Genomic DNA, 19,581 nt, shown 5'->3' with positions numbered 1-19,581 from the left:
GTTCTCTCCCCTGTCACAGATTTTTTCCCATTCTACCACACTTCCCCGGACAAAAAAAGAGGGGGAGGGCCTCCGGCCCTCCCCGAATTCAATCTTTATTTCAAAAATCCGTTGACGATCTGTTCCTCGGCCTCTTTCTCCGTCAGGCCAAGGGTCATGAGCTTTGTGAGCTGCTCTCCGGCGATCTTGCCGATAGCCGCCTCGTGGATGAGCTGGGCGTCCAGACAGTTGGCGGTGACCTCCGGGATGGCGGACACCACGCCCTGATCCATGATAATGGCATCGCACTCAGAGTGGCCGTAGCAGGCGGCGTTCCCGTTGATGCGGGCCAGGAACACCTGCTTGGACTCGCCCCGGGCCACAGACCGGGAGATGACATTGGTGTGGCAGCCCTCCCCGTCCAGATCCACTGTGAAATCGGACTTGGCCAGTTGGCGGCCGTGGGTCATCACCTTCTCCTTGATAATAAGGGTGGAATTGGGCCCCAGCTTGGCCTTAGTCGTGCGGATGGTGGAGTCCACTCCCTTGATCTGGGTGGTTTCCATCTCCATGTAGCTGCCCTCCCGCATCTCCACGATGGTGGTGGGATTCATGATATTCTCTCCCAGTCCGTCCCCCTCGCCGTAGTGGCGCTCCACATAGCGCACCCGGGCGTTTTTCCCCACATAGAAGGCATGAATACCAGAGTGCTCCGAGTTCTGCACCCCGCAGTTGTGGATGCCGCAGCCGGCCACGATGGTCACGTCGCAGTCGTCCCCGATGAAGAAGTCGTTGTACACCATTTCGGTCAGGCCGCTCTCACTGAGGACCACCGGGATGTGGACCGACTGGTTTTTGGTACCGGGCTTGATAATGATGTCGATGCCGTCCTTGTCCGTCTTGGAAACAATATCGATGCTGGCAGTGGTATTCCGGGCAGCCGCCTTCCCGTTTGCCCGAATGTTATAGGCCCCCTCAGGCACGCCGTGGAGCTCCGCCACCTGCTCCAGCAGGTTCTTTTGGATTGCGTCCATAAAAATCCCTCCTTTACCGCACCTTGTCCGTCAGGGCGCTGCAAACCTCAGGCGCCGCTCCCAGCAGCGAGGGCAGGATATCCTTCCTGGGCCCGTCCCGCTGGACCTGGCCGTCCGCCAGGACGATAATGCGGTCAGCGATGTTCAAAATCCTCTCCTGATGGGAGATGATGAGGATGGAGCCGTTGATCTTCTCATGCAGGTGCTCAAACACCTGGATGAGGTTGCTGAAGGACCACAGGTCAATGCCCGCCTCCGGCTCGTCAAAGACAGACAGCTTGGTGGAACGGGCCATAATCATGGCAATCTCAATGCGCTTCAGCTCTCCACCGGACAGGGAGGCGTCCACTTCCCGGTCGATATAGTCCTTGGCGCACAGGCCCACCTCTGAAAGATAGTTGCAGGCCTCCGGCACGCCGATGCTCTTTCCGCTGGCCAGGGTGATCAGATCCTTCACCGTCAGCCCCTTGAAGCGAACCGGCTGCTGGAAGGCAAAGCTGATGCCCTTCCGGGCCCGCTCGGTGATGGACAGGCCGGTGATATCCTCTCCGTCCAGCAGGATGCGCCCCTGGGTGGGCGTCAGGATGCCGGCGATGACCTTGGCCAGAGTGGATTTCCCCCCTCCGTTGGGTCCGGTGATGGCCACGAACCGCTCGCTGATGGTCAAATCGATATCGCGCAGGATGCCCTTGTTGTCGCCGTCCTGTTCCACGTCATAGCTGATATGCTGTAATTCCAGCATGGGAACCCCTCCTATGGTTTCCGGCTCTGGAGCCGGTCTGTCTAAACAGTATCATGCCCCCTGGACTGGGCCGCCAAACAGGGCCTGTCCTTTGAGGCGTCTTTATTCTATCACGGGAGGGAGAATTTGTCTATCCTTAATTTCCTACTTTTTTAATAGGAATTTTATTTTTCAGATTTTATGCTTTATTATCCTGGCCCTCAAGGGATCAGCCCCCTCTTTACAGGGAAGTATATACAGAATGACACCTCTTTTAAAAAGGAGGTCCCGCCATGAGAGATACCGCTCTCCCTCCTCCTGTGTCGCTACGGCGCAGAGCGCCTGGACTGGAAAGGGCTTATACTCTGCTTGATTGGGCTCAATCTTGTCCCGCTCCTCCTTGCGGCCCGCCCCGCCCGGCCCTCCTCTTTGGTTCTCCCGAGGGGCCCTGCATCCGGCCCTTTTCAGGTCTCCTCTTTCTCTGCGGGTCAGCTTTTTCATATTTTTCGTCGGGATGACTTGCATTCCCGGCGCTTTTGTGATATAAGTACCTTTAGTGTAAATTGCGGAGAACAGGAAAATAGGGGAACTGTGTTCGTCAGAGAGGGTAGGTCACCGGCTGAGAGCCTGCCTGGAAACGGCCCCTTGGTTCGCCTGGGAGCGGCCCCTGAGAGGGGGACGGTCTGCCCACCGTTATCGGGGCTTTGAGCGCGTACAAGTGTGTACGAATGCGGGTGGTACCGCGGAAGGCTGGCCTTTCGTCCCTGAATTTTGGGGATGGAAGGTCTTTTTGTTTTTTGAAACATGAGGTGATGTGCCATGAAGCGTCGATTTATCCCGATCCTGGCTGCTTTGACCTGTGTGCTTCTGCTAGCCGGCTGCCAAAAGGCTGGCCCCAGTCCCCTGCCCGGTTCTGATGTCAGCTCCTCTGTCCCTATTCCAGAGACGGAGGATACTGACCAGTCCACGCCCTCCGACAGCGGCAGTCCTCTGCCAGACCTTTCCGTCAATCAGTCCCCCGGTTCCTCTCCCGATGAGCCGGAAGGCCCCGCTGTCCCTGTGGAGCCTTCGGTGCCGGATGACCCTCCTGTTCAAGAGGAACCCGCTGAAACGCCGCCGCCTGTGGTGGAGGAGCCGGCGCCACCCGTGGATAACCACACTCTGTATATCCTGATGTATCACCACTTTGTGCCTGATACCGACGAGGAGCTTAACGACTGGACGCTTACGGAGAGCCGCTTTCGGGAGGACCTGCAGTGGCTGGCGGACAACGGCTATACCACGGTCCTGCCCCGGGAGCTGGCAGCGGGAGAGCCCCTGCCGGAGAAGGCGGTCATGCTCACCTTTGACGACGGTTATGCCAGCAACTACCAAATTGCCTATCCCCTGCTTCAAGAATTTCAGGCCAAGGCCGCCATCGCTATGATCGTCCGCCGGACCGTGGACGCCAAGCCCGACTTTCTCACCTGGGAGATGTGCCGAGAGATGGCCCAGTCCGGGCTGGTGGAGTTCGGCTCCCACACCTACGATTCCCACAAGGAGGCAAATCCCCGGGGCATCCTGCATATCAAGGAGGAAACACCAGAGGAATACGCCCAGCGCATTTTCCCGGATCTGCAGGCCAGCATCGACCTCATTGAGGAGAACGTAGGCGTAGAGGTAGACTACTTCGCCTATCCCCACGGGCAGACCGATTCCTGGTCCGACGCCTATCTCACCGAACATTTCTCCGTATCCGTCACCACCCGGCACGGCGCTGCCGATATCCGTAAGGGGCTGTACCAGATGCCCCGGCATAATATCACCATGCGGGCTCCGGTCAGCCAATATCTTCCCTGATCGTCCCCGAACAAAGGAGTTTTATCCATGAAAGAACAGTTAGCGAACATCCGGTCTCAGGCCCTTGCGGCCATCGAGGGGGCCGCCGATCCCGCCGCCCTGGATGCCCTCCGGGTTCAGTACCTGGGCAAGAAGGGAGAGCTCACCAATGTGCTGAAGAGTATGGGCTCCCTCTCCGCCGAGGAGAGACCCGCCATGGGCCAGCTGGCCAACGAGGTCCGGGCCGCTCTGGAAGGGGCCATCGAGGCAGCCGCCAGGAAGTTGGAAAAGCAGGCCCTGGAGCAGAAGCTCCGGGACGAGGCGCTTGATGTGACTATCCCCGGCAAGGCGGTCAAGCTGGGCCACAAGCATCCCATGTATATCGCCCTGGACGAGATCAAGGACATCTTTGTGGGCATGGGCTTTACCGTGCTGGATGGGCCGGAGGTGGAGCTGGCCGAATACAACTTTGACCGCCTGAACGCCGACGAGGGCCATCCCAGCCGGGACTGGTCGGATACCTTCTACTTTGACGAGGACAGCCGGGTGATGCTCCGCAGTCAGACCAGCCCCATGCAGGTACGGGCTATGGACACCATGCCCCTTCCTATCCGCATCATCGCCCCCGGTCGTGTGTACCGTAAAGATGAGGTGGATGCCACCCACTCCCCCATGTTTCACCAGGTAGAGGGCATGGTCATCGACAAGGGCGTCACCATGGCCGACCTAAAGGGCACCCTAAATACGGTGGTGGAGCAGCTGTACGGCAAGGGCACCAAGACCCGCTTCCGCCCTCACCACTTCCCCTTTACCGAGCCCTCCTGTGAGATGGACGTGCAGTGCCACAAGTGTGGCGGCGTAGGCTGTCCCACCTGCAAGGGAGAAGGCTGGATCGAGCTGCTGGGCGCCGGCATGGTCCACCCCCGGGTGCTGGAGATGGCGGGCATTGACCCCAATGTGTATTCAGGCTGGGCCTTCGGCATGGGTCTGGAGCGCACCGCCATGCGCCGCTTCAAGATCGCCGACCTGCGGCTCATCTTCGAGAACGACGTGAGATTCTTAGAGCAATTTTAACTGTTCCAAGAATCAATTAGGAATTAGAAATTAGGAGTCAGGAATTGAGGCGTCCCTTTCGGCGGCCTGATTCCCGGCCGTCCGGCGGCAGCCGGACCCCAAAATTCCTAATTCCTAACTCCTCATTCCTAATTCAAACAAAGGGAGTTTTATAATATGAATCTATCTCGCAAATGGCTCAACGAGTTCGTCACCGTTGAGGCCAATGACAAAGACTTTGCCGAGGCCATGACCTTGTCTGGCTCCAAGGTGGAGCTGACCCACGACCTGGGCTCTGAAATTTCCAACGTGGTGGTGGGCCAGATCCGGTCCATGGAGCGACACCCCGATTCCGACCATATGTGGGTATGCCAGATTGATGTGGGGCAGGCCGAGCCCGTCCAGATCGTCACCGGCGCCTGGAACATCCATCCCGGCGACCTGGTCCCTGTGGCCCTGCACAAGTCCACTCTGCCCGGCGGCAAGAAGATCGAGAAGGGCAAGCTGCGCGGCGTGGTGTCCAACGGCATGATGTGCGGTCTGTCTGAGCTGGGACTGGACGAGCGGGACTTCCCCTACGCTGTCATAACCGCCGCCGCTCTCCTAAACGACTACCACCCTCTGGATAAGGACAAGCCCTCCATCCCCGCCGATATCAAGGCCGGGGACAAGGTATTCGGCCCCGTGGTGTGCGCTAAGGTGTTGGAGGCCTCCGCCCAGCCCAACGGCTCCTTCCACACCTGTCTGGACCTGGGAGGCTCCACCGCCTGCCCCGACACAGCATGCGCCAACCTCCATGAAGGAGATTTAGTGGCCTATAACACTAAGATGGACTCCATCTGCACTCTGGCCGACCTCCACGCCCAGCAGGCAGAGTTCCCCCACTGCATCCCAGACGGTATCTTTATTCTCCGCGAGGACTGCAAGCCCGGAGATGACCTGAAGCCGGTCGTTGGCCTGGATGACCATGTGGTGGAGTTTGAGATCACCCCCAACCGCCCCGACTGCCTGTCGGTCATCGGCTTGGCGAGAGAAGTGTCCGCCACCTTTGACCAGCCCCTGCGCCTCCATCAGCCCTTGGTCAAGGGCGGGGCCGAGGGTTCCCTGGTGGAGCTGTTGGACGTGGAAACTCCGGCGGCCGACCTGTGCCCTCGGTACACCGCCCGGATGGTGCGAAACGTAAAGATCGCCCCCTCCCCCAAGTGGATGCGGGAGCGGCTGCGGGCTATGGGCGTGCGCCCCATCAACAACATCGTGGATATCACCAACTATGTCATGCTGGAGTACGGCCAGCCTATGCACGCCTTCGACTACCGCTACGTAAAGGGGGGCAAGATCATTGTTCGCCGGGCGGAGGAGGGCGAGGAGCTGACCACCCTGGACGGCAACGTACGCAAGCTGACCGCAAACCATCTGGTCATCGCCGATGAGCATCGGGCAGTTGGCCTGGCGGGCATCATGGGCGGTGAGAACTCCGAGATCGTGGCTGACACGGTGGACGTGGTCTTCGAGTCGGCCAACTTTGACGGCACCTGCATCCGTAAGGGGGCCCTGGCTCTAGGGATGCGCACCGAGGCCAGCGCCAAGTTTGAAAAGGGACTGGACCCCCTGAACACCCTCCCCGCCGTAAACCGGGCCTGTGAGCTGGTGGAACTGCTGGGCGCCGGCGAGGTGGTGGACGGTGTCATCGACATCCTCAACTTCGTGCCCCAGCCCCGGATCCTGACGTTGGAGCCGGACAAGATCAACGCCCTGCTGGGTACCGAGATCAGTGCCGCCGAGATGACCGCCATCCTGAAAAAGCTGGACTTCCAGGTGGAGGGGGACCAGGTTACGGTCCCGTCCTGGCGCGGCGACGTGGTGGGTATGGCCGACCTGGCCGAGGAGGTAGCCCGCTTCCACGGCTACAACAAGATCCCCTCCACCCTTGTTCGGGGGGAGACCACCCGGGGCGGCTACTCGCCGGAGCAAAAGCTGGAGCAGACCCTGGGCTCCGTATGCCGGGCCTGTGGGTATGACGAGATCATCACTTACTCCTTTATCTCCCCCACCTACTATGACAAGATACTCTGGCCCGCCGACTATCACGCCCGCAAGAGCTTCAAGATCCTCAACCCCCTGGGAGAGGACACCTCCATTATGCGTACCACTACCCTGCCCTCTATGCTGGAGATCCTGACCCGGAACTACAATTTCCGCAACAAGTCTGCCAAGCTGTATGAAGTGGGCCGGATCTATCTGCCCAAATCTGGCTCCACCCCTGTTTCTCCTGACGCTCCCGCTCTCGCCGCCTCCAAGGAGAAGCTGGAAAATATGGGAGTGAATGGGCTTACGGAAGCCCTTACCGGCGCGTTGAACCAGATGAATCAGGACGACGGCCTAGCCAATGAGGCCAAGGTGCTGTCCATGGGCGCCTATGGCGAGGATATGGATTTCTTCACCCTGAAGGGGGCCGTCGAGGCTATTCTGAAGGAGATCCGGGCAGTAGACATCCACTTCGAGGGGCCCACCGGCGCTCCCTCCGACGCCTCCTGGCACCCCGGCCGGGTGGCCACCGTGTGGTCCGGCAGTGACTGTATCGGTATCTTCGGTCAGATTCACCCTCTGGTGGCCCAGAATTACGGGGTGGACGCCGAGCTCTACTGTGCGGAACTGTCCTTCGACGAGCTGATGCTGGCCAAGGGCCCCGATCCGGAGTATGTCCCTCTGCCCAAGTTCCCCGCCGTCACCCGCGATATCGCCGTCGTCTGTGATGAGGCCGTTACCGTAGGGGCCCTGGAGCAGGCAATCAGGAGAGGAGCCAAGGGTCTGCTGAAGGAGGTCTCCCTCTTTGATATCTACCGTGGGAAGGGCGTGGCCGAGGGCAAGAAGTCTGTGGCCTTCAATCTGGTCCTCCGGGCGGATGACCGCTCTCTCACCAGCGAGGAGGCCGACGAGGATGTGAAGGCTATTTTAGCGACTCTCGAGCAAGACTGCGGAGCAATCCTGCGCTGAAGTTTTCCATCTGCCGCTCCCCCGCGGGGTTTCCGCGGGGGAGCTTATATTCTGGCGGGACTATCATCCCGCCTCCCCTTTTTAGGAGGTAATCCCATGGTACGCTTTGAATGTGACTACGCCGCCGGGGCTCACCCCAAGGTGCTCCAGGCCTTGGTGGACACCAATCTGGAGGAGCATCCCGGCTATGGCACGGACCCCCACTGCGACCGCGCCCGGGCCCTGCTCCGGGATCTGTGCCAGGCTCCCGATGCCCATATCCACTTCCTGGTGGGGGGTACTCAGGCCAATACCACCGTGATCTCTGCCGCCCTTCGGCCCCATCAGGGCGTCATCTGTGCCCAGACTGGCCACATCAACGTCCATGAGTCCGGAGCGGTAGAGGCCACAGGTCACAAGGTGCTCACTATCCCCAGCCAGGACGGCAAGCTGACCGCCCACCAGATCGCCCAGTTCTGTCAGGGCCACTATGACGACCCCACCGCCGAACACACGGTCCAGCCGGGCCTCATCTATCTGTCCCACCCCACCGAGCTGGGTACCGTCTATTCTGTTGCTGAACTGGAGGACATCCGCAGGGTGGCTGACCAGTACCACCTGACCCTGTTTGTGGACGGGGCCAGGCTGGTCTATGGCTTGGCCGCTTCCGATGTAACCCTGCCCGATCTGGCCCGGCTGTGTGACGTATTCTATCTGGGGGGCACTAAGGCGGGCACGCTCTTTGGTGAGGCGGTGGTCATCACCCAGGATTCCCTGAAACAGGACTTCCGCTACCTCATCAAGCGGCACGGCGGGCTGCTGGCCAAAGGCAGGCTGCTGGGCGTCCAGTTCGAGGCGCTGCTGGAGGACGGACTTTACCTGGATATCGGCAGAAGGGCGGTGGTCCAAGCCATGCGGCTGCGCCAGGGCTTTTTGGACAAGGGCTGGCCCCTGCTGGCGAACTCTCCCACCAATCTGCAGTTTCCTGTCCTCCCCGACCACGCCGCAGCGGCCCTGTCCCAGCGATACTCCTTTAGTTTACAGTCCAAGCCGGACCCGACCCATACCGCTGTCCGGTTTTGCGTCTCCTGGTCCACCCGGGACGAGGATATCGACGCTCTTCTATCCACGATCCGCGCCTTATAGGCAGAAAGAGCCATGGAAAAATTTTTCCATGGCTCTTTTGTAACAATTTGCCCCAATCTGCATCCTATAAGCAGAAAGGAGGGAGAAGATGGAATCTTTTGAAGCGGTCTACGAGGAGCTGTTCCCACAGGTGTACCGGTATCTGTTGGTCCTGTGCGGCGACCGGGATCTGGCAGAGGAGTTGACCCAGGAGACTTTTTTTCAGGCCATCCAGCACATCGACAGCTTCCGGGGAGATTGCAAGCTCTATGTCTGGCTGTGCCAAATCGGCAAACGGAAATATCTAGCCGGATTGCGGCGGCAGAAGCGGAGCGGGGAGATGCCCGATCTGGAGCGCCAGCCCAGCCCCGACCAGTTGGAGGAACGGCTGCTGGACCGGGAATCCGCCATGGAACTTCACCGCCGGCTCCATGCCCTGCCTGAGCCCTATCGGGAGGTCTTTTCTCTCCGGGTATTTGGAGAGCTGTCCTTTGGAGAGATCGCTCAACTCTTTTCCAGGACAGAGAGCTGGGCCCGAGTAACATATCACCGGGCCAGATCAAAATTAAAGGAGGAAGATCAATGAACTGCAAAATCATTCAGGATCTGCTGCCCCTGTACCGTGATGAGGTATGCAGCCAGGAGAGCCGCCAGGCGGTAGACGAGCATATTCAAAGTTGTCCCCACTGTGCCGAGGTCCTACGCGAGATGGGAAGGGAGGAAAATCTGGACAGGGAGACAGCGGATGTGGACCGGGAAAAGGCCCAAGTCATAGCGGGTGTCAAACGCCGCTTCTCCCGCCGGAAACGCCTGTCTGTGCTGGCCACAGCGGCTGCCATGCTGGCCATGTTCCTGGTGTTCACCGCCGCCGCCGATGTAGAGCGGCCCGTGCCGTACCAGGAGGGCATGGTGGACGTCTCCCTGGCTTCAGACGGCGTCATCGACATCTACTACTATGGGGGAAATTACGCCTCGTTCCGGGTACTGGACCGGGAGATCGATGGACGGACGGCGGTCTATCTGTGCTATACCCAAAATATCAAATCCAACCTTACTCCCCTGTTCAGCCACGCAGGCAGGCCTGAATCCTCCGGCCACTTGTCCATTGGGAATGGGCTGCTGCTGGACACCGTAAAGGGGGCCGCTGTCCAGATCCCCTCCCAGGATCAAATTCAGGAGGTGTATTATCTGGCGGGAGACTATGCCGCTTTAGAGGATATGGGCGAGGCGGAATTTTCCGCTGCCACCGACGGAGCGGTCCTCCTCTGGCAGCGGAGTTAAGCTCCAGGCGACAGCAAAGGCCGGCGCACAGTCTGTGCGCCGGCCTTCTCTACTGTTACTGGTCCTTCATCAACAGGTACATAACTGCCTTCTGGGCGTGGAGGCGGTTCTCCGCCTCGTCGAATATCTCGTTTGCGTGGGCCTCAAAGACCTCGGCTGTGATCTCCTCTCCCCGGTGGGCGGGCAGACAGTGCTGCACCATGCAGCCGGGGTTGGCCAGCGCCATCAGCCCGTCGTTGATCTGATAGCCCGCAAATGCCTTTTCCCGAACGGTCTTCTCCCCCTCCTGGCCCATGGAGGCCCACACGTCGGTGATCAACACATCGGCCCCTGCCGCCGCCTCCTGGGGGGTGCGGAACAGAGAGAAGTGGAAACCGGGGTCGCTCCTGGCAAAGTCCAGCACCTGGGAATCGGGATCGTAGCCCTCGGGGCAGGCGATTGACACCTCCATCCCCGTCTTCAGCCCGCCTACGATCAGGGAGTTGGCCATATTGTTGCCGTCCCCAATGTAGCACAGCTTCAGTCCTTCCAGCACCGCCTTATGCTCTCGAATAGTCAGCAGGTCGGCCAGCACCTGGCAGGGATGGCAGAAGTCGGTCAGGCCATTGATGACCGGGATCTTGGTGTTCCGGGCCAGCTCCTCCACCTCGTCCTGGCCAAAGGTGCGGATCATAATTCCGTCACAGTAGCGGTCCAGCACTCTGGCCGTATCCTCAATAGGCTCCCCTCGGCCGATCTGACTCTCCTTGCCAGACAGGAACAGGGCGTGGCCGCCCAGTTGGAACATCCCTGTTTCAAAGGACACCCGCGTGCGGGTGGAGTTTTTCTCAAAGATCATGGCCAAGGTCTTGCCCTTGAGATAATCCCTGTGGATGTTGTGCTTCTGCTCGTACTTCAACTGGTCCGCCGTATTCAGGATCAGGGTGATGTCTTCCTGGGACAAATCCAGCAGCTTTAACAAATCTTTTTTCATATCAAATCACCAATCTTTGCAGGAGGGAGGCGTGAAGATGGAGTATCTCTCCACCCCTCACTTTTCTCTCTCCACTCTATCATAACAGCGCCGCTTTCATAATGGACAGCCCCTTGTCCATCTCCTCCTGGGTGATGGTCAGGGGGGGCAGCAGCCTCAAGCCGGGTCCCGCGGTGAGAATGAGCAGGCCGCTCTCGATAAGCTTGGCGGCCAGCTGGCTGTTGGTTTGCTCCCCCACCACATCGATGCCGATCATCATCCCCAGCCCCCGAGTCTTGCCCAGGCAGGGCAGCTCCATGGCTTCGATGGCCTGGCGGAGATACGCCCCTTTCTCCTTCACTTGGGCCAAAAAGGCGTCGTCCATCCGGTCCAGTACATGGCAGGCGGCGGCGGCGGCCACAGGGTTGCCCCCGAAGGTGGTGCCGTGAGTGCCGGGAGAGAACACCTCTCTGCACTTCTCATTGGCCATGATGCCGCCGAAGGGCAGTCCGCCAGCGATGCCCTTGGCGAAGGACACCACATCAGGCTGGATGTGATACTGCTGGAAGGCAAACAGAGAGCCGGTACGGCCCATGCCGCTCTGAACCTCATCGACAAGGAGCAGCCAATCCCGCTTGGCACACAGCTCCGCCACTTTTTGGACGAACTCCAGGTCCAGGGGCAGTACCCCTCCCTCTCCTTGGACCAGTTCCATCATGACGGCGCACACGTCATGGCCGGCCACCGCTTCCACGCTATCCAGGTCGTTGGCATCGGCATAGCGGAACCCCTCGGTGAAGGGGAAAAAGTAGTTGTGGAACTTATCCTGCCCCGTGGCCGCCAGAGTCGTGATCGTGCGTCCGTGGAAGGAGTTACGGAGGGTAATGACCGTTCCGCGGCCCTTGCCATACCGATCAAAGGAGTATTTCCGGGCCAGCTTGATCATGGCCTCGTTGGCTTCCGCCCCGGAGTTGCCAAACATCACATTGGACATTCCGGTGCGGACACACAGCTTGTGGGCCACCTTGGCATAAGGCTCGGTGTAAAACAGGTTGGAGATATGTCCCAGCTTGGCCGCCTGGGTGGAAACGGCCTCCACCCAGCCCGGATCGCCGTATCCCAGCGAGCACACACCGATGCCGGCGGAAAAGTCAATATACTCCTTTCCGTCCACAGCCCAGACAGTAGCCCCTTTTCCGTGGTCAATGGCCACCTGGAAGCGGCCATAGGAGCGCATCACATACTGCTCGTCCAGAGCCTTGATTTCTTCAAAGGTCATGGTGTTCCCCCTTCAATCATATCCCTGCGAAACATCTTTTCCGCAAGGAATTCCGACACTCATCGGCGCGGAATCATAATTTTCTCTCGTTATCCTCCAGGATGGCACCGGAAATGTGACATCTCCCACGAAATTCCTCCCGACGGCCTCGAAAGAAATCGAGGGTAAATTCATGCGATCCCTCTCCGCCAGATGCCGACGCCATTTAGGGGCGCCTTTAGTTGGTCAGCATGGTGCCGATGCCCGCGTCGGTGAGCAGCTCCATCAGCAGGGAGTGGGCCACCCGGCCATCCAAAATAACCGCCGACTTGACGCCGGAACGGACAGACTCCACGCAGCATTCCACCTTGGGGATCATCCCTCCAGAAATGACTCCCTCCCGCACCAGGGCAGGGACAGAGGAGAGTTGCAGCTCGGGGATCAGGGTGGCCTCATTCTTGGGATCCCGGAGCAGGCCGCGCACATCGGTAAGCAGGATCAGCTTCTCCGCCTCAAGGGCCACAGCCAGCTTGGCGGCGGCAGTGTCGGCGTTAATATTGTAGGACACCTCCGCATCTACCCCCTGGGCCACTGTGGCTACCACAGGGATATAGCCGTCATTCAGGGCGTCAATGACCGGGGCGGCGTCCACCTTGGTGATATCCCCCACCTGGCCGTATTTGTCATCCAGCTTTTTCGCTTGGAGAAGGGCACCGTCCAGGCCGCACAGCCCCAAAGCCCGGCCTCCCAAGCGGTTCAGAGTGGCTACCAGGTCCTTATTCACCCGGCCGCACAGGACCTGCTGGACAATATCCATCGTCTCCTCGTCTGTATAGCGCAGTCCGTCCACGAATTTTGACTCCTTGCCCAGCTTTTTCAGCATCTCGCTGATCTCCGGGCCGCCGCCGTGAACCACCACTACCCGGATCCCCACCAGGGACAGCAGAATGATGTCGGAGATGACGGCGTGGCGCAGCTCATCAGAAACCATGGCGTTGCCGCCGTATTTCACCACGATGGTCTTACCAGTGAATTTTTGAATATAAGGCAGGGCCTCAGCCAGCACCTGGGCCCGGTCGATCTCATTAAAGGACATGGGACAGATCCCTCCTCATTTTTTATCAAGCAGCTTCCCCATCCGAGGGATGGCCGCCGCCAAAAGCAACAGCCCGCAGAAAGCGGCCGTTCTGATCCCCTCGTCCCGGAAGCTGGAGCCGTACCAGTAGTAGGACATTCCCACTTTGTCGCTGGGGTACAGGATCACCCCCGAGGCCCGGAGGAGGCCGTACAGCACTCCGGCGCTCAACCCCAGAGCGAGCAGGCCGATACACCATCGCCCCATCCGGCTTTTGATTCCCCGGTGCGACAGCACCCCTACTACCGTTGCCGGAAGGAGGTAGAGGGGAAGCTTCAGCAGCAGCTCCGTCCCCAGATTCTTCCCTAATCCAACTAATTCAGCCATCTCAGCATGGTCCTCCTCTTTCCCGGAATCAGGTGCGGTAGTCGCCGTTAATTTTCACATAGTCATACGTCAGGTCGCAGCCCCAGCACTCCGCGCTGTCCTCCCCCTCGTGGAGGTCCACGGCAATGATGACCTCCTTCTGAGACAGGACCTCCTTGGCCTTGGCCTCGTCAAAATCTACGGCCTCACCCTGCTTACAGACCAGGAGTTCCCCCGCGGCAGAGCGGAACGTCACGTCCACATGCTCCGGGCGGAAGGGGGCTTTAGAGTACCCCATGGCGCACAGCACCCGGCCCCAGTTGGCGTCGGCGCCAAACATGGCCGCCTTCACCAAGGAGGAGCCCACCACCGACTTGGCCAGACGCTCGGCGCTCTCCTCGCTGCGGGCGCCGGACATGAGGCAGGTGACCAGCTTGGTGCACCCCTCGCCGTCGGCCGCGATAGACCGGGCCAGATAGCGGCACACATGGTCCAGGGCAGCCACAAAGATCTCGTAGTCTCCGTCCTTCCACTCGATAAGGGTGTTGCCCGCCAGACCGTTGGCCAGCACCGCACAGGTGTCGTTGGTGGAGGTATCCCCGTCCACGGTCACCCGGTTAAAGGTTCTCGCTGCCACCTGGTGCAAAGCATCGGATAGAAGTTCGTGGGTAATGGCGCAGTCAGTGGTGATAAAGGCCAGCATGGTGCCCATGTTCGGATGAATCATGCCGGAGCCCTTGGCGATAGCCCCCATCCGCACCTCTTTCCCGCCCAGCTCAAAAGAAATCGCAATCTCTTTTTTCGCTGTATCCGTCGTCATAATGGCATTGGCCGCGCTGTCGGAGCCGTCCCTACCCAAAGCGGCGGCTGCCTTTGGCATACCTGCCTGAATCACACCGATGTTGATCGTTTTTCCGATAACTCCGGTGGAGGCCACCACAAAGTCCTCTGGCTGGCGGCCGGTGGCCTGGGCGGCGGCAGCGCACATGGCCTGGGCGTTCTCGTGGCTCAAAGGGCAGCAGGCATTGGCGTTGCCGCTGTTGGCCACCACACCCCAGGCGGTTCCGTCCTCCAGGTGGTCCATGGTGACATACACCGGGGCGGATTTCACCCGGTTCAGGGTATAGACGGCGGCGGCAGCGCACTCCCGCTCCGACAGGATCAGGGCCAGGTCGTTCTTATCCGGGCTGCTGCTGGCCTTGACGCCACAGTGGACACCGGCGGCCTGGAAGCCCCGGGCGGCACACACGCCGCCGGAAATTTCATTCAACATGAGGGATACCCTCCTTTTTTTTCATCGGGGCGCACAGTGCGCGCCCCACCGCAGGACACGCTATTACAGGCTAAGTCCGGCAGTTTCTTCAAACCCCATCATAATGTTCATATTCTGGACCGCGGCCCCCGACGCTCCTTTTCCCAGATTATCAAACTGGGCAGTAAGCAGCGTCTGCTCCTGCGTTCCGGAAACCGTGATCTCCAGGCTGTCCTTTCCCGCCAGCTGGCTGGTATACAGCCGGGGACCGGCCCCTCCGAAGGGGGTGACCTGGACCAGCTTCTGGTCCTGGTAGTAGCCGGCCAGCAGATCGTGGACGTCCTGGGCATTGGGCGTGCCATTCAGCAGATGGTTCTGGAGCATAACAGTGGTCGCCATCCCCTTGTAGATATCCCCCAGCACCGGCAGAAAATTGGGTGGAAAGTCCAGGCCCGCCACCTGACGCATCTCAGGCAGGTGCTTGTGACACAGGCCAATGGCGTAAGGAGCCGGAGAGTCCAGCAAAGGGTCCCGGTCCGGTGCCTCATACTCAGCAATCATCTTCTTTCCTCCGCCAGAGTAGCCGGTGAGGGAGTAACAGGATAAGGGGTAGTCCCTGGGCAGCACCCCCAACTCTATCAGGGGGGCCACCGTGGACAAAAAGCCAGTGGCGTGACACCCTGGGTTGGCCACTCGGGAGGAGAACTTGATGCGCTGGCGCTGGCCGGGCAGCAGTTCGGCAAAGCCATATACCCAGCCCTCCGCCGTCCGGTGGGCGGTGGAAGCGTCAATAATTCGGGTCTTAGGGTTTTCTATGAGGGACACCGCCTCCACAGCGGCGGCGTCAGGCAGACACAGGAACACCAGGTCGGCGGCGTTGAGGAATTTCTTTCTCTCCTCTGTGTCCTTTCGCTTATCCTCGTCGATAAGGAGCAGCTCGATGTCCTCCCGGCCGCCCAGCCGCTCATAGATCTGCAGGCCGGTGGTGCCCTCCTTACCGTCGATATATACCTTTGGCTTACTCATATGGACCACCTGGATTTCTTTGAAATGATAGTTCTATTATGGTCTAACCTGGGAATTTTTGCAATGGCTTATTTGCGCTCTGCCACAAATTCTTCAATCAGGGCGATCTGCTTCTCCACGCTCTCCTTCGCCGGGCCGCCATAGACCTTTCTTTCATTCACACAGGTCTTGAGGGCCAGGGCCTGGTACACGTCCTCATCAAACAGGGAGGAGATGGCCCGGAAGTCCTTTAAGGTCAGCGTATCCAGGGTGTCCCCCGTCTTGATGCACAGGTTGACCAGCCGGCCCACGATCATATAGGCCTCCCGGAAGGGCAGCCCCTTTTTCGTCAGGTAGTCGGCACAGTCGGTGGCGTTGATGAAGCCGCCGGCCGCTGCCTTGGCCATATTCTTAGGCCGCACGGTCAGGGTATCCACCATGGCGGCAAACACGGGCAGGCACAGCTCCACCGTGTCAATGGCGTCAAAGACGGCCTCCTTGTCCTCCTGCATATCCTTGTTGTAGGCCAGGGGAAGGGACTTCATCACAGTAAGCAACGTGACCAGGGCACCGTACACCCGCCCAGTCTTGCCCCGCACCAGCTCGGCCACGTCTGGGTTCTTCTTCTGAGGCATGATGGAGGAACCAGTGGAGTAGGCGTCGTCCAGGTCCGCGAACTTGAACTCCCAGGAGCACCACAGCACGATCTCCTCAGAGAACCGAGACAGGTGCATCATCAGGATGGACAGGGCGGACAGCAGCTCGATGGCGTAGTCCCGGTCGGACACTGAGTCCATGGAATTGTCGGTTGGTTTTTTAAAGCCCAGAGCCTGGGCAGTGGCGAAGCGGTCCACCGGATAGGTAGAAGTGGCCAGGGCGCCCGCCCCCAGGGGGCACTCGTCCAGCCGCTCCAGGCAGTCCTCCAGCCGGGTGACATCCCGCTTGAACATGTTGGCGTAGGCCATCATGTAGTGAGCAAAGGTGGTGGGCTGGGCCCGCTGAAGGTGGGTATAACCCGGCATGACGGTGTCTAGGTTGGCCTCGGCCTTTTTGACCAGGACCTCCTCCAGCGCCAACACCTGGCCAATGATAACAGGGATTTCCTCCTTGACATACAGCCGGGTGTCCACCGCCACCTGGTCGTTCCGGGAACGGCCGGTGTGGAGGCGCTTGCCCGCGTCGCCGATGCGCTGGGTCAGCATGGCCTCGATGTTCATGTGGATGTCCTCGTTGTCCAGGGAGAACTCCACCTTGTCGTCCTCAATGTCAGCCAGGATAGCCTTCAGGCCCTCTACGATCTTTTCCGCCTCATGCGCCTCGATGATCCCCTGCCTGCCCAGCATCTGGGCGTGGGCGATGGAGCCCTGGATATCCTGCCGATACAGCCGGGCGTCAAAACCGATAGAGGAGTTAAAATCGTTCACCAGTGTGTCAGTTTCCTTTTGAAATCTTCCTGCCCATAACTTCATGTCAGTTACCTCACAAATATTAAGAATAGAATGGAGAGCGAAGATATTGGGCTTATCTCCACTCTCCACTCTTAAATATTACAGCTTGCCCTGCTCTCTTAGCGCCTGTACCTTGTCGGGAAGGCCCCACAGGTTGATAAAGCCCTGGGAGTCCTTCTGGTCATAGTCGCTCTCCTCAAAGGTCACCAGATTCTCTGAGTACAGGGTGCAGGGCGAGGTGATGGAAGAGGTGATGATATTGCCCTTGTAGAGCTTCAGCTTCACAGTGCCGGTGACGTACTTCTGGGTATCCACGGCGAAGGCGGTCAGGGCCTCCCGCAGGGGGGTAAACCACTTGCCATTGTACACCAGATCGGCAAAGTCCACCGCCAGCTTCTGCTTCATGTGCTTGGTATCCTTGTCGATGGTGATCTGCTCCAGCACCTCGTGGGCCCGGTAGAGGATGGTGCCGCCGGGAGTTTCGTACACGCCCCGGTCCTTCATGCCCACCAGCCGGTTCTCCACGATGTCCAGCAGGCCGATGCCGTTGGCCCCGCCCAGCTCGTTGAGCTTGCGGATGATGTCGGACGCCTTCATCTTCTCCCCGTCAATGGCCACAGGCCATCCCTTCTCAAAGTCCAAGGTGACATAGGTGGGGGCGTCTGGTGCCATGGCGGGGGACACGCCCATCTCCAGGAAGCCGGGCTTGTCATACAGGGGCTCATTAGCGGGGTCCTCCAGGTCCAGCCCTTCGTGGGACAAGTGCCACAGGTTTTTGTCCTTGGAATAGTTGGTCTCCCGGCTGATCTTCAGAGGGACGTTGTGGGCTTCGGCGTAGTCGATCTCCTCGTCGCGGCCCTTGATGTCCCACTCCCGCCAGGGGGCGATAATCTTCATCTCAGGGGCAAATCTCTTGATGGCCAGCTCGAACCGGACCTGGTCGTTGCCCTTGCCGGTGCAGCCGTGGCAGATGGCGTCGGCGCCTTCCTTCTTGGCGATCTCCACCAGCCGCTTGGCAATGATGGGCCGGGCAAAGGCGGTGCCCAACAGATAATCCTCGTACTTGGCCCCCATCATCATGGACGGGATGATAACGTCGTCAACCATCTCGTCGGTCAGGTCCTCGATATACAGCTTAGAGGCGCCAGTCTTGATAGCCTTCTCCTCCAGCCCGTCCAGTTCAGTGCCCTGCCCCACATCGCCGGAAACAGCGATGATCTCAGGGTCATTATAGTTCTCCTTCAACCAGGGGATGATGATGGATGTATCCAGACCGCCGGAGTAAGCCAGCACTACTTTTTTTACTTGAGCCATGATTTTTCCCTCCAAATCTCAGTGCGGGGCGCGCTTTTTCCTCTGTCTGGTGGCCTGCGCCGTCCGCTCTGCTTTCCATGGCAACAGTCTACCACTCCCTTAACGTAATTGCAAGAGGTTATTTGCATTAATATGCATATACTAACAATTATTTTCCATATATATTTACCAAAAATGAATATATATTTGGATATTCCGTTTATTTATTCACTTTGATACAAAAACATCCCCGGTCCGGGGACCGGGGATGTTTTGTGGGCTTTAGCCGGCCTGGATGGCGGCGGAGATGGCGTCAAAGACCGTATCCTGGTCCTCACACATAACCATCAGGATGGTGCCGTCCTCCAGAGTTTCCAGTCTGGCGTTCTTAGCTACCTCGTACTGGTCAGCCAGATACATCTCAAAGCTGCTCTTCTGTTGGTCGATGTAGCCCTGCAGCCCCTCTTTCACAGCATCGGCCTTCCCCTCGGCGGGCATGACGGCGGCGATGGCGTAAGCCTTGACATTCATCATGGAGGCACTGATTCCAAAAGCGGTCATATCGCCAGTATCCAGCCCCAGCATCTCAAGGAGCATAGCGGAGCCGTCGTCCTCTTTTTTCTCTGTGATCACAGGGTTATACTCCACCATCTCGCCGCCGTTGTCTGTGATGGCAGTATGGTAGAGCTGGGCCAGTTCCTCCGGGCTCTTGTCAGACGTGGTCCCGCCGTTTCCGGAGCAGCCAGACAGCCCGGTGACAGCCAGGGCCAGGACAAGGGCAAGCGTTAAAATCTTCTTCATAACATAATCCTCCGTTTTGTCGTAAAGTTTCAGCCTATTTAGCTTTCCCTCTATTAGACGGCCCCTATCCCAAAAAGTTCCCTCCTTTTCCGTTTTTTATCATGTGCGGATAACAGGCCGGGAGGCCGCCGGCAGAAACCGGCGGCC

At 59.1% G+C, this 19,581-nt stretch carries 17 protein-coding genes; 6 read left to right on the top strand and 11 right to left on the bottom strand.

All coding sequences use genetic code 11. The annotated features are described in order from the left end of the window. Positions 1-95: 95 nt before the first annotated feature. Together OCV64_RS14875 and OCV64_RS14870 are read right to left on the bottom strand one after the other, a co-directional pair. On the bottom strand, positions 96-1,013 hold the full coding sequence (locus OCV64_RS14875) for a SufB/SufD family protein (protein WP_262670435.1): 918 nt from the start codon (positions 1,011-1,013) through the stop codon (positions 96-98). Positions 1,014-1,026: 13 nt separating this feature from the next. Next, on the bottom strand, positions 1,027-1,755 hold the full coding sequence (locus tag OCV64_RS14870) for an ABC transporter ATP-binding protein (RefSeq protein WP_147570908.1): 729 nt from the start codon (positions 1,753-1,755) through the stop codon (positions 1,027-1,029). Between the two features lie 798 nt (positions 1,756-2,553). On the opposite strand from OCV64_RS14870, the gene OCV64_RS14865 reads away from it, so the two are divergent. From OCV64_RS14865 to OCV64_RS14840, 6 genes are all read left to right on the top strand, one after another. After that, positions 2,554-3,573: a polysaccharide deacetylase family protein gene (locus OCV64_RS14865; RefSeq protein ID WP_262670434.1), complete on the top strand. Its 1,020-nt coding sequence runs from the start codon at positions 2,554-2,556 to the stop codon at positions 3,571-3,573. Positions 3,574-3,600: 27 nt separating this feature from the next. After that, positions 3,601-4,626, top strand: a complete 1,026-nt coding sequence (gene pheS, locus OCV64_RS14860; RefSeq protein ID WP_186853301.1) for a phenylalanine--tRNA ligase subunit alpha — start codon at positions 3,601-3,603, stop codon at positions 4,624-4,626. Between the two features lie 156 nt (positions 4,627-4,782). Next, positions 4,783-7,599: a phenylalanine--tRNA ligase subunit beta gene (gene pheT / locus OCV64_RS14855; protein WP_262670433.1), complete on the top strand. Its 2,817-nt coding sequence runs from the start codon at positions 4,783-4,785 to the stop codon at positions 7,597-7,599. Between the two features lie 96 nt (positions 7,600-7,695). Further along, positions 7,696-8,724 (top strand): threonine aldolase family protein, encoded by a 1,029-nt coding sequence (locus tag OCV64_RS14850; RefSeq protein WP_186853299.1) that lies wholly within the window; start codon positions 7,696-7,698, stop codon positions 8,722-8,724. Between the two features lie 88 nt (positions 8,725-8,812). After that, positions 8,813-9,289, top strand: coding sequence for an RNA polymerase sigma factor (locus OCV64_RS14845; protein WP_147570914.1), 477 nt, complete (start codon positions 8,813-8,815; stop codon positions 9,287-9,289). Then, on the top strand, positions 9,286-9,984 hold the full coding sequence (locus OCV64_RS14840) for a zf-HC2 domain-containing protein (protein WP_147570915.1): 699 nt from the start codon (positions 9,286-9,288) through the stop codon (positions 9,982-9,984). The genes OCV64_RS14845 and OCV64_RS14840 overlap by 4 nt, the downstream gene beginning before the upstream one ends. A 55-nt stretch (positions 9,985-10,039) precedes the next feature. On the opposite strand, the gene argF is transcribed toward OCV64_RS14840, so the two are convergent. The 9 genes from argF to OCV64_RS14795 form a co-directional block, all read right to left on the bottom strand. Next, complete coding sequence (argF, locus tag OCV64_RS14835; protein WP_147570916.1) at positions 10,040-10,957, bottom strand: ornithine carbamoyltransferase; 918 nt, start codon at positions 10,955-10,957, stop codon at positions 10,040-10,042. A gap of 79 nt (positions 10,958-11,036) precedes the next feature. Next, positions 11,037-12,215, bottom strand: coding sequence for an aspartate aminotransferase family protein (locus OCV64_RS14830; protein WP_262670432.1), 1,179 nt, complete (start codon positions 12,213-12,215; stop codon positions 11,037-11,039). Between the two features lie 217 nt (positions 12,216-12,432). Further along, positions 12,433-13,290 carry an acetylglutamate kinase gene (argB, locus tag OCV64_RS14825; RefSeq protein ID WP_147570918.1) on the bottom strand — a complete coding sequence of 286 codons (858 nt, stop codon included), beginning with the start codon at positions 13,288-13,290 and terminating at the stop codon, positions 12,433-12,435. Between the two features lie 15 nt (positions 13,291-13,305). Further along, positions 13,306-13,656, bottom strand: a complete 351-nt coding sequence (locus OCV64_RS14820) for a hypothetical protein (protein WP_262670431.1) — start codon at positions 13,654-13,656, stop codon at positions 13,306-13,308. Between the two features lie 28 nt (positions 13,657-13,684). Next, positions 13,685-14,908, bottom strand: a complete 1,224-nt coding sequence (gene argJ / locus OCV64_RS14815) for a bifunctional glutamate N-acetyltransferase/amino-acid acetyltransferase ArgJ (protein ID WP_394803847.1) — start codon at positions 14,906-14,908, stop codon at positions 13,685-13,687. Positions 14,909-14,971: 63 nt separating this feature from the next. After that, a complete protein-coding gene (argC, locus tag OCV64_RS14810; RefSeq protein ID WP_147570920.1) occupies positions 14,972-15,913 on the bottom strand; it encodes an N-acetyl-gamma-glutamyl-phosphate reductase in 942 nt (313 codons plus the stop codon). Positions 15,914-15,981: 68 nt separating this feature from the next. Then, on the bottom strand, positions 15,982-17,361 hold the full coding sequence (gene argH, locus OCV64_RS14805; RefSeq protein WP_147570921.1) for an argininosuccinate lyase: 1,380 nt from the start codon (positions 17,359-17,361) through the stop codon (positions 15,982-15,984). Between the two features lie 78 nt (positions 17,362-17,439). Beyond that, entirely contained in the window at positions 17,440-18,654 is a 1,215-nt protein-coding gene (locus OCV64_RS14800; protein ID WP_186853295.1) for an argininosuccinate synthase, read from the bottom strand. Positions 18,655-18,915: 261 nt separating this feature from the next. Further along, positions 18,916-19,434 (bottom strand): DUF4358 domain-containing protein, encoded by a 519-nt coding sequence (locus OCV64_RS14795; protein WP_147570923.1) that lies wholly within the window; start codon positions 19,432-19,434, stop codon positions 18,916-18,918. Positions 19,435-19,581: the final 147 nt, after the last annotated feature.

The organism is Muriventricola aceti (assembly GCF_025567565.1).
GTDB classification, from domain to species: Bacteria; Bacillota; Clostridia; order Oscillospirales; family Oscillospiraceae; genus Lawsonibacter; species Lawsonibacter aceti.
This window is presented reverse-complemented; position numbering and strand designations above follow the sequence as displayed.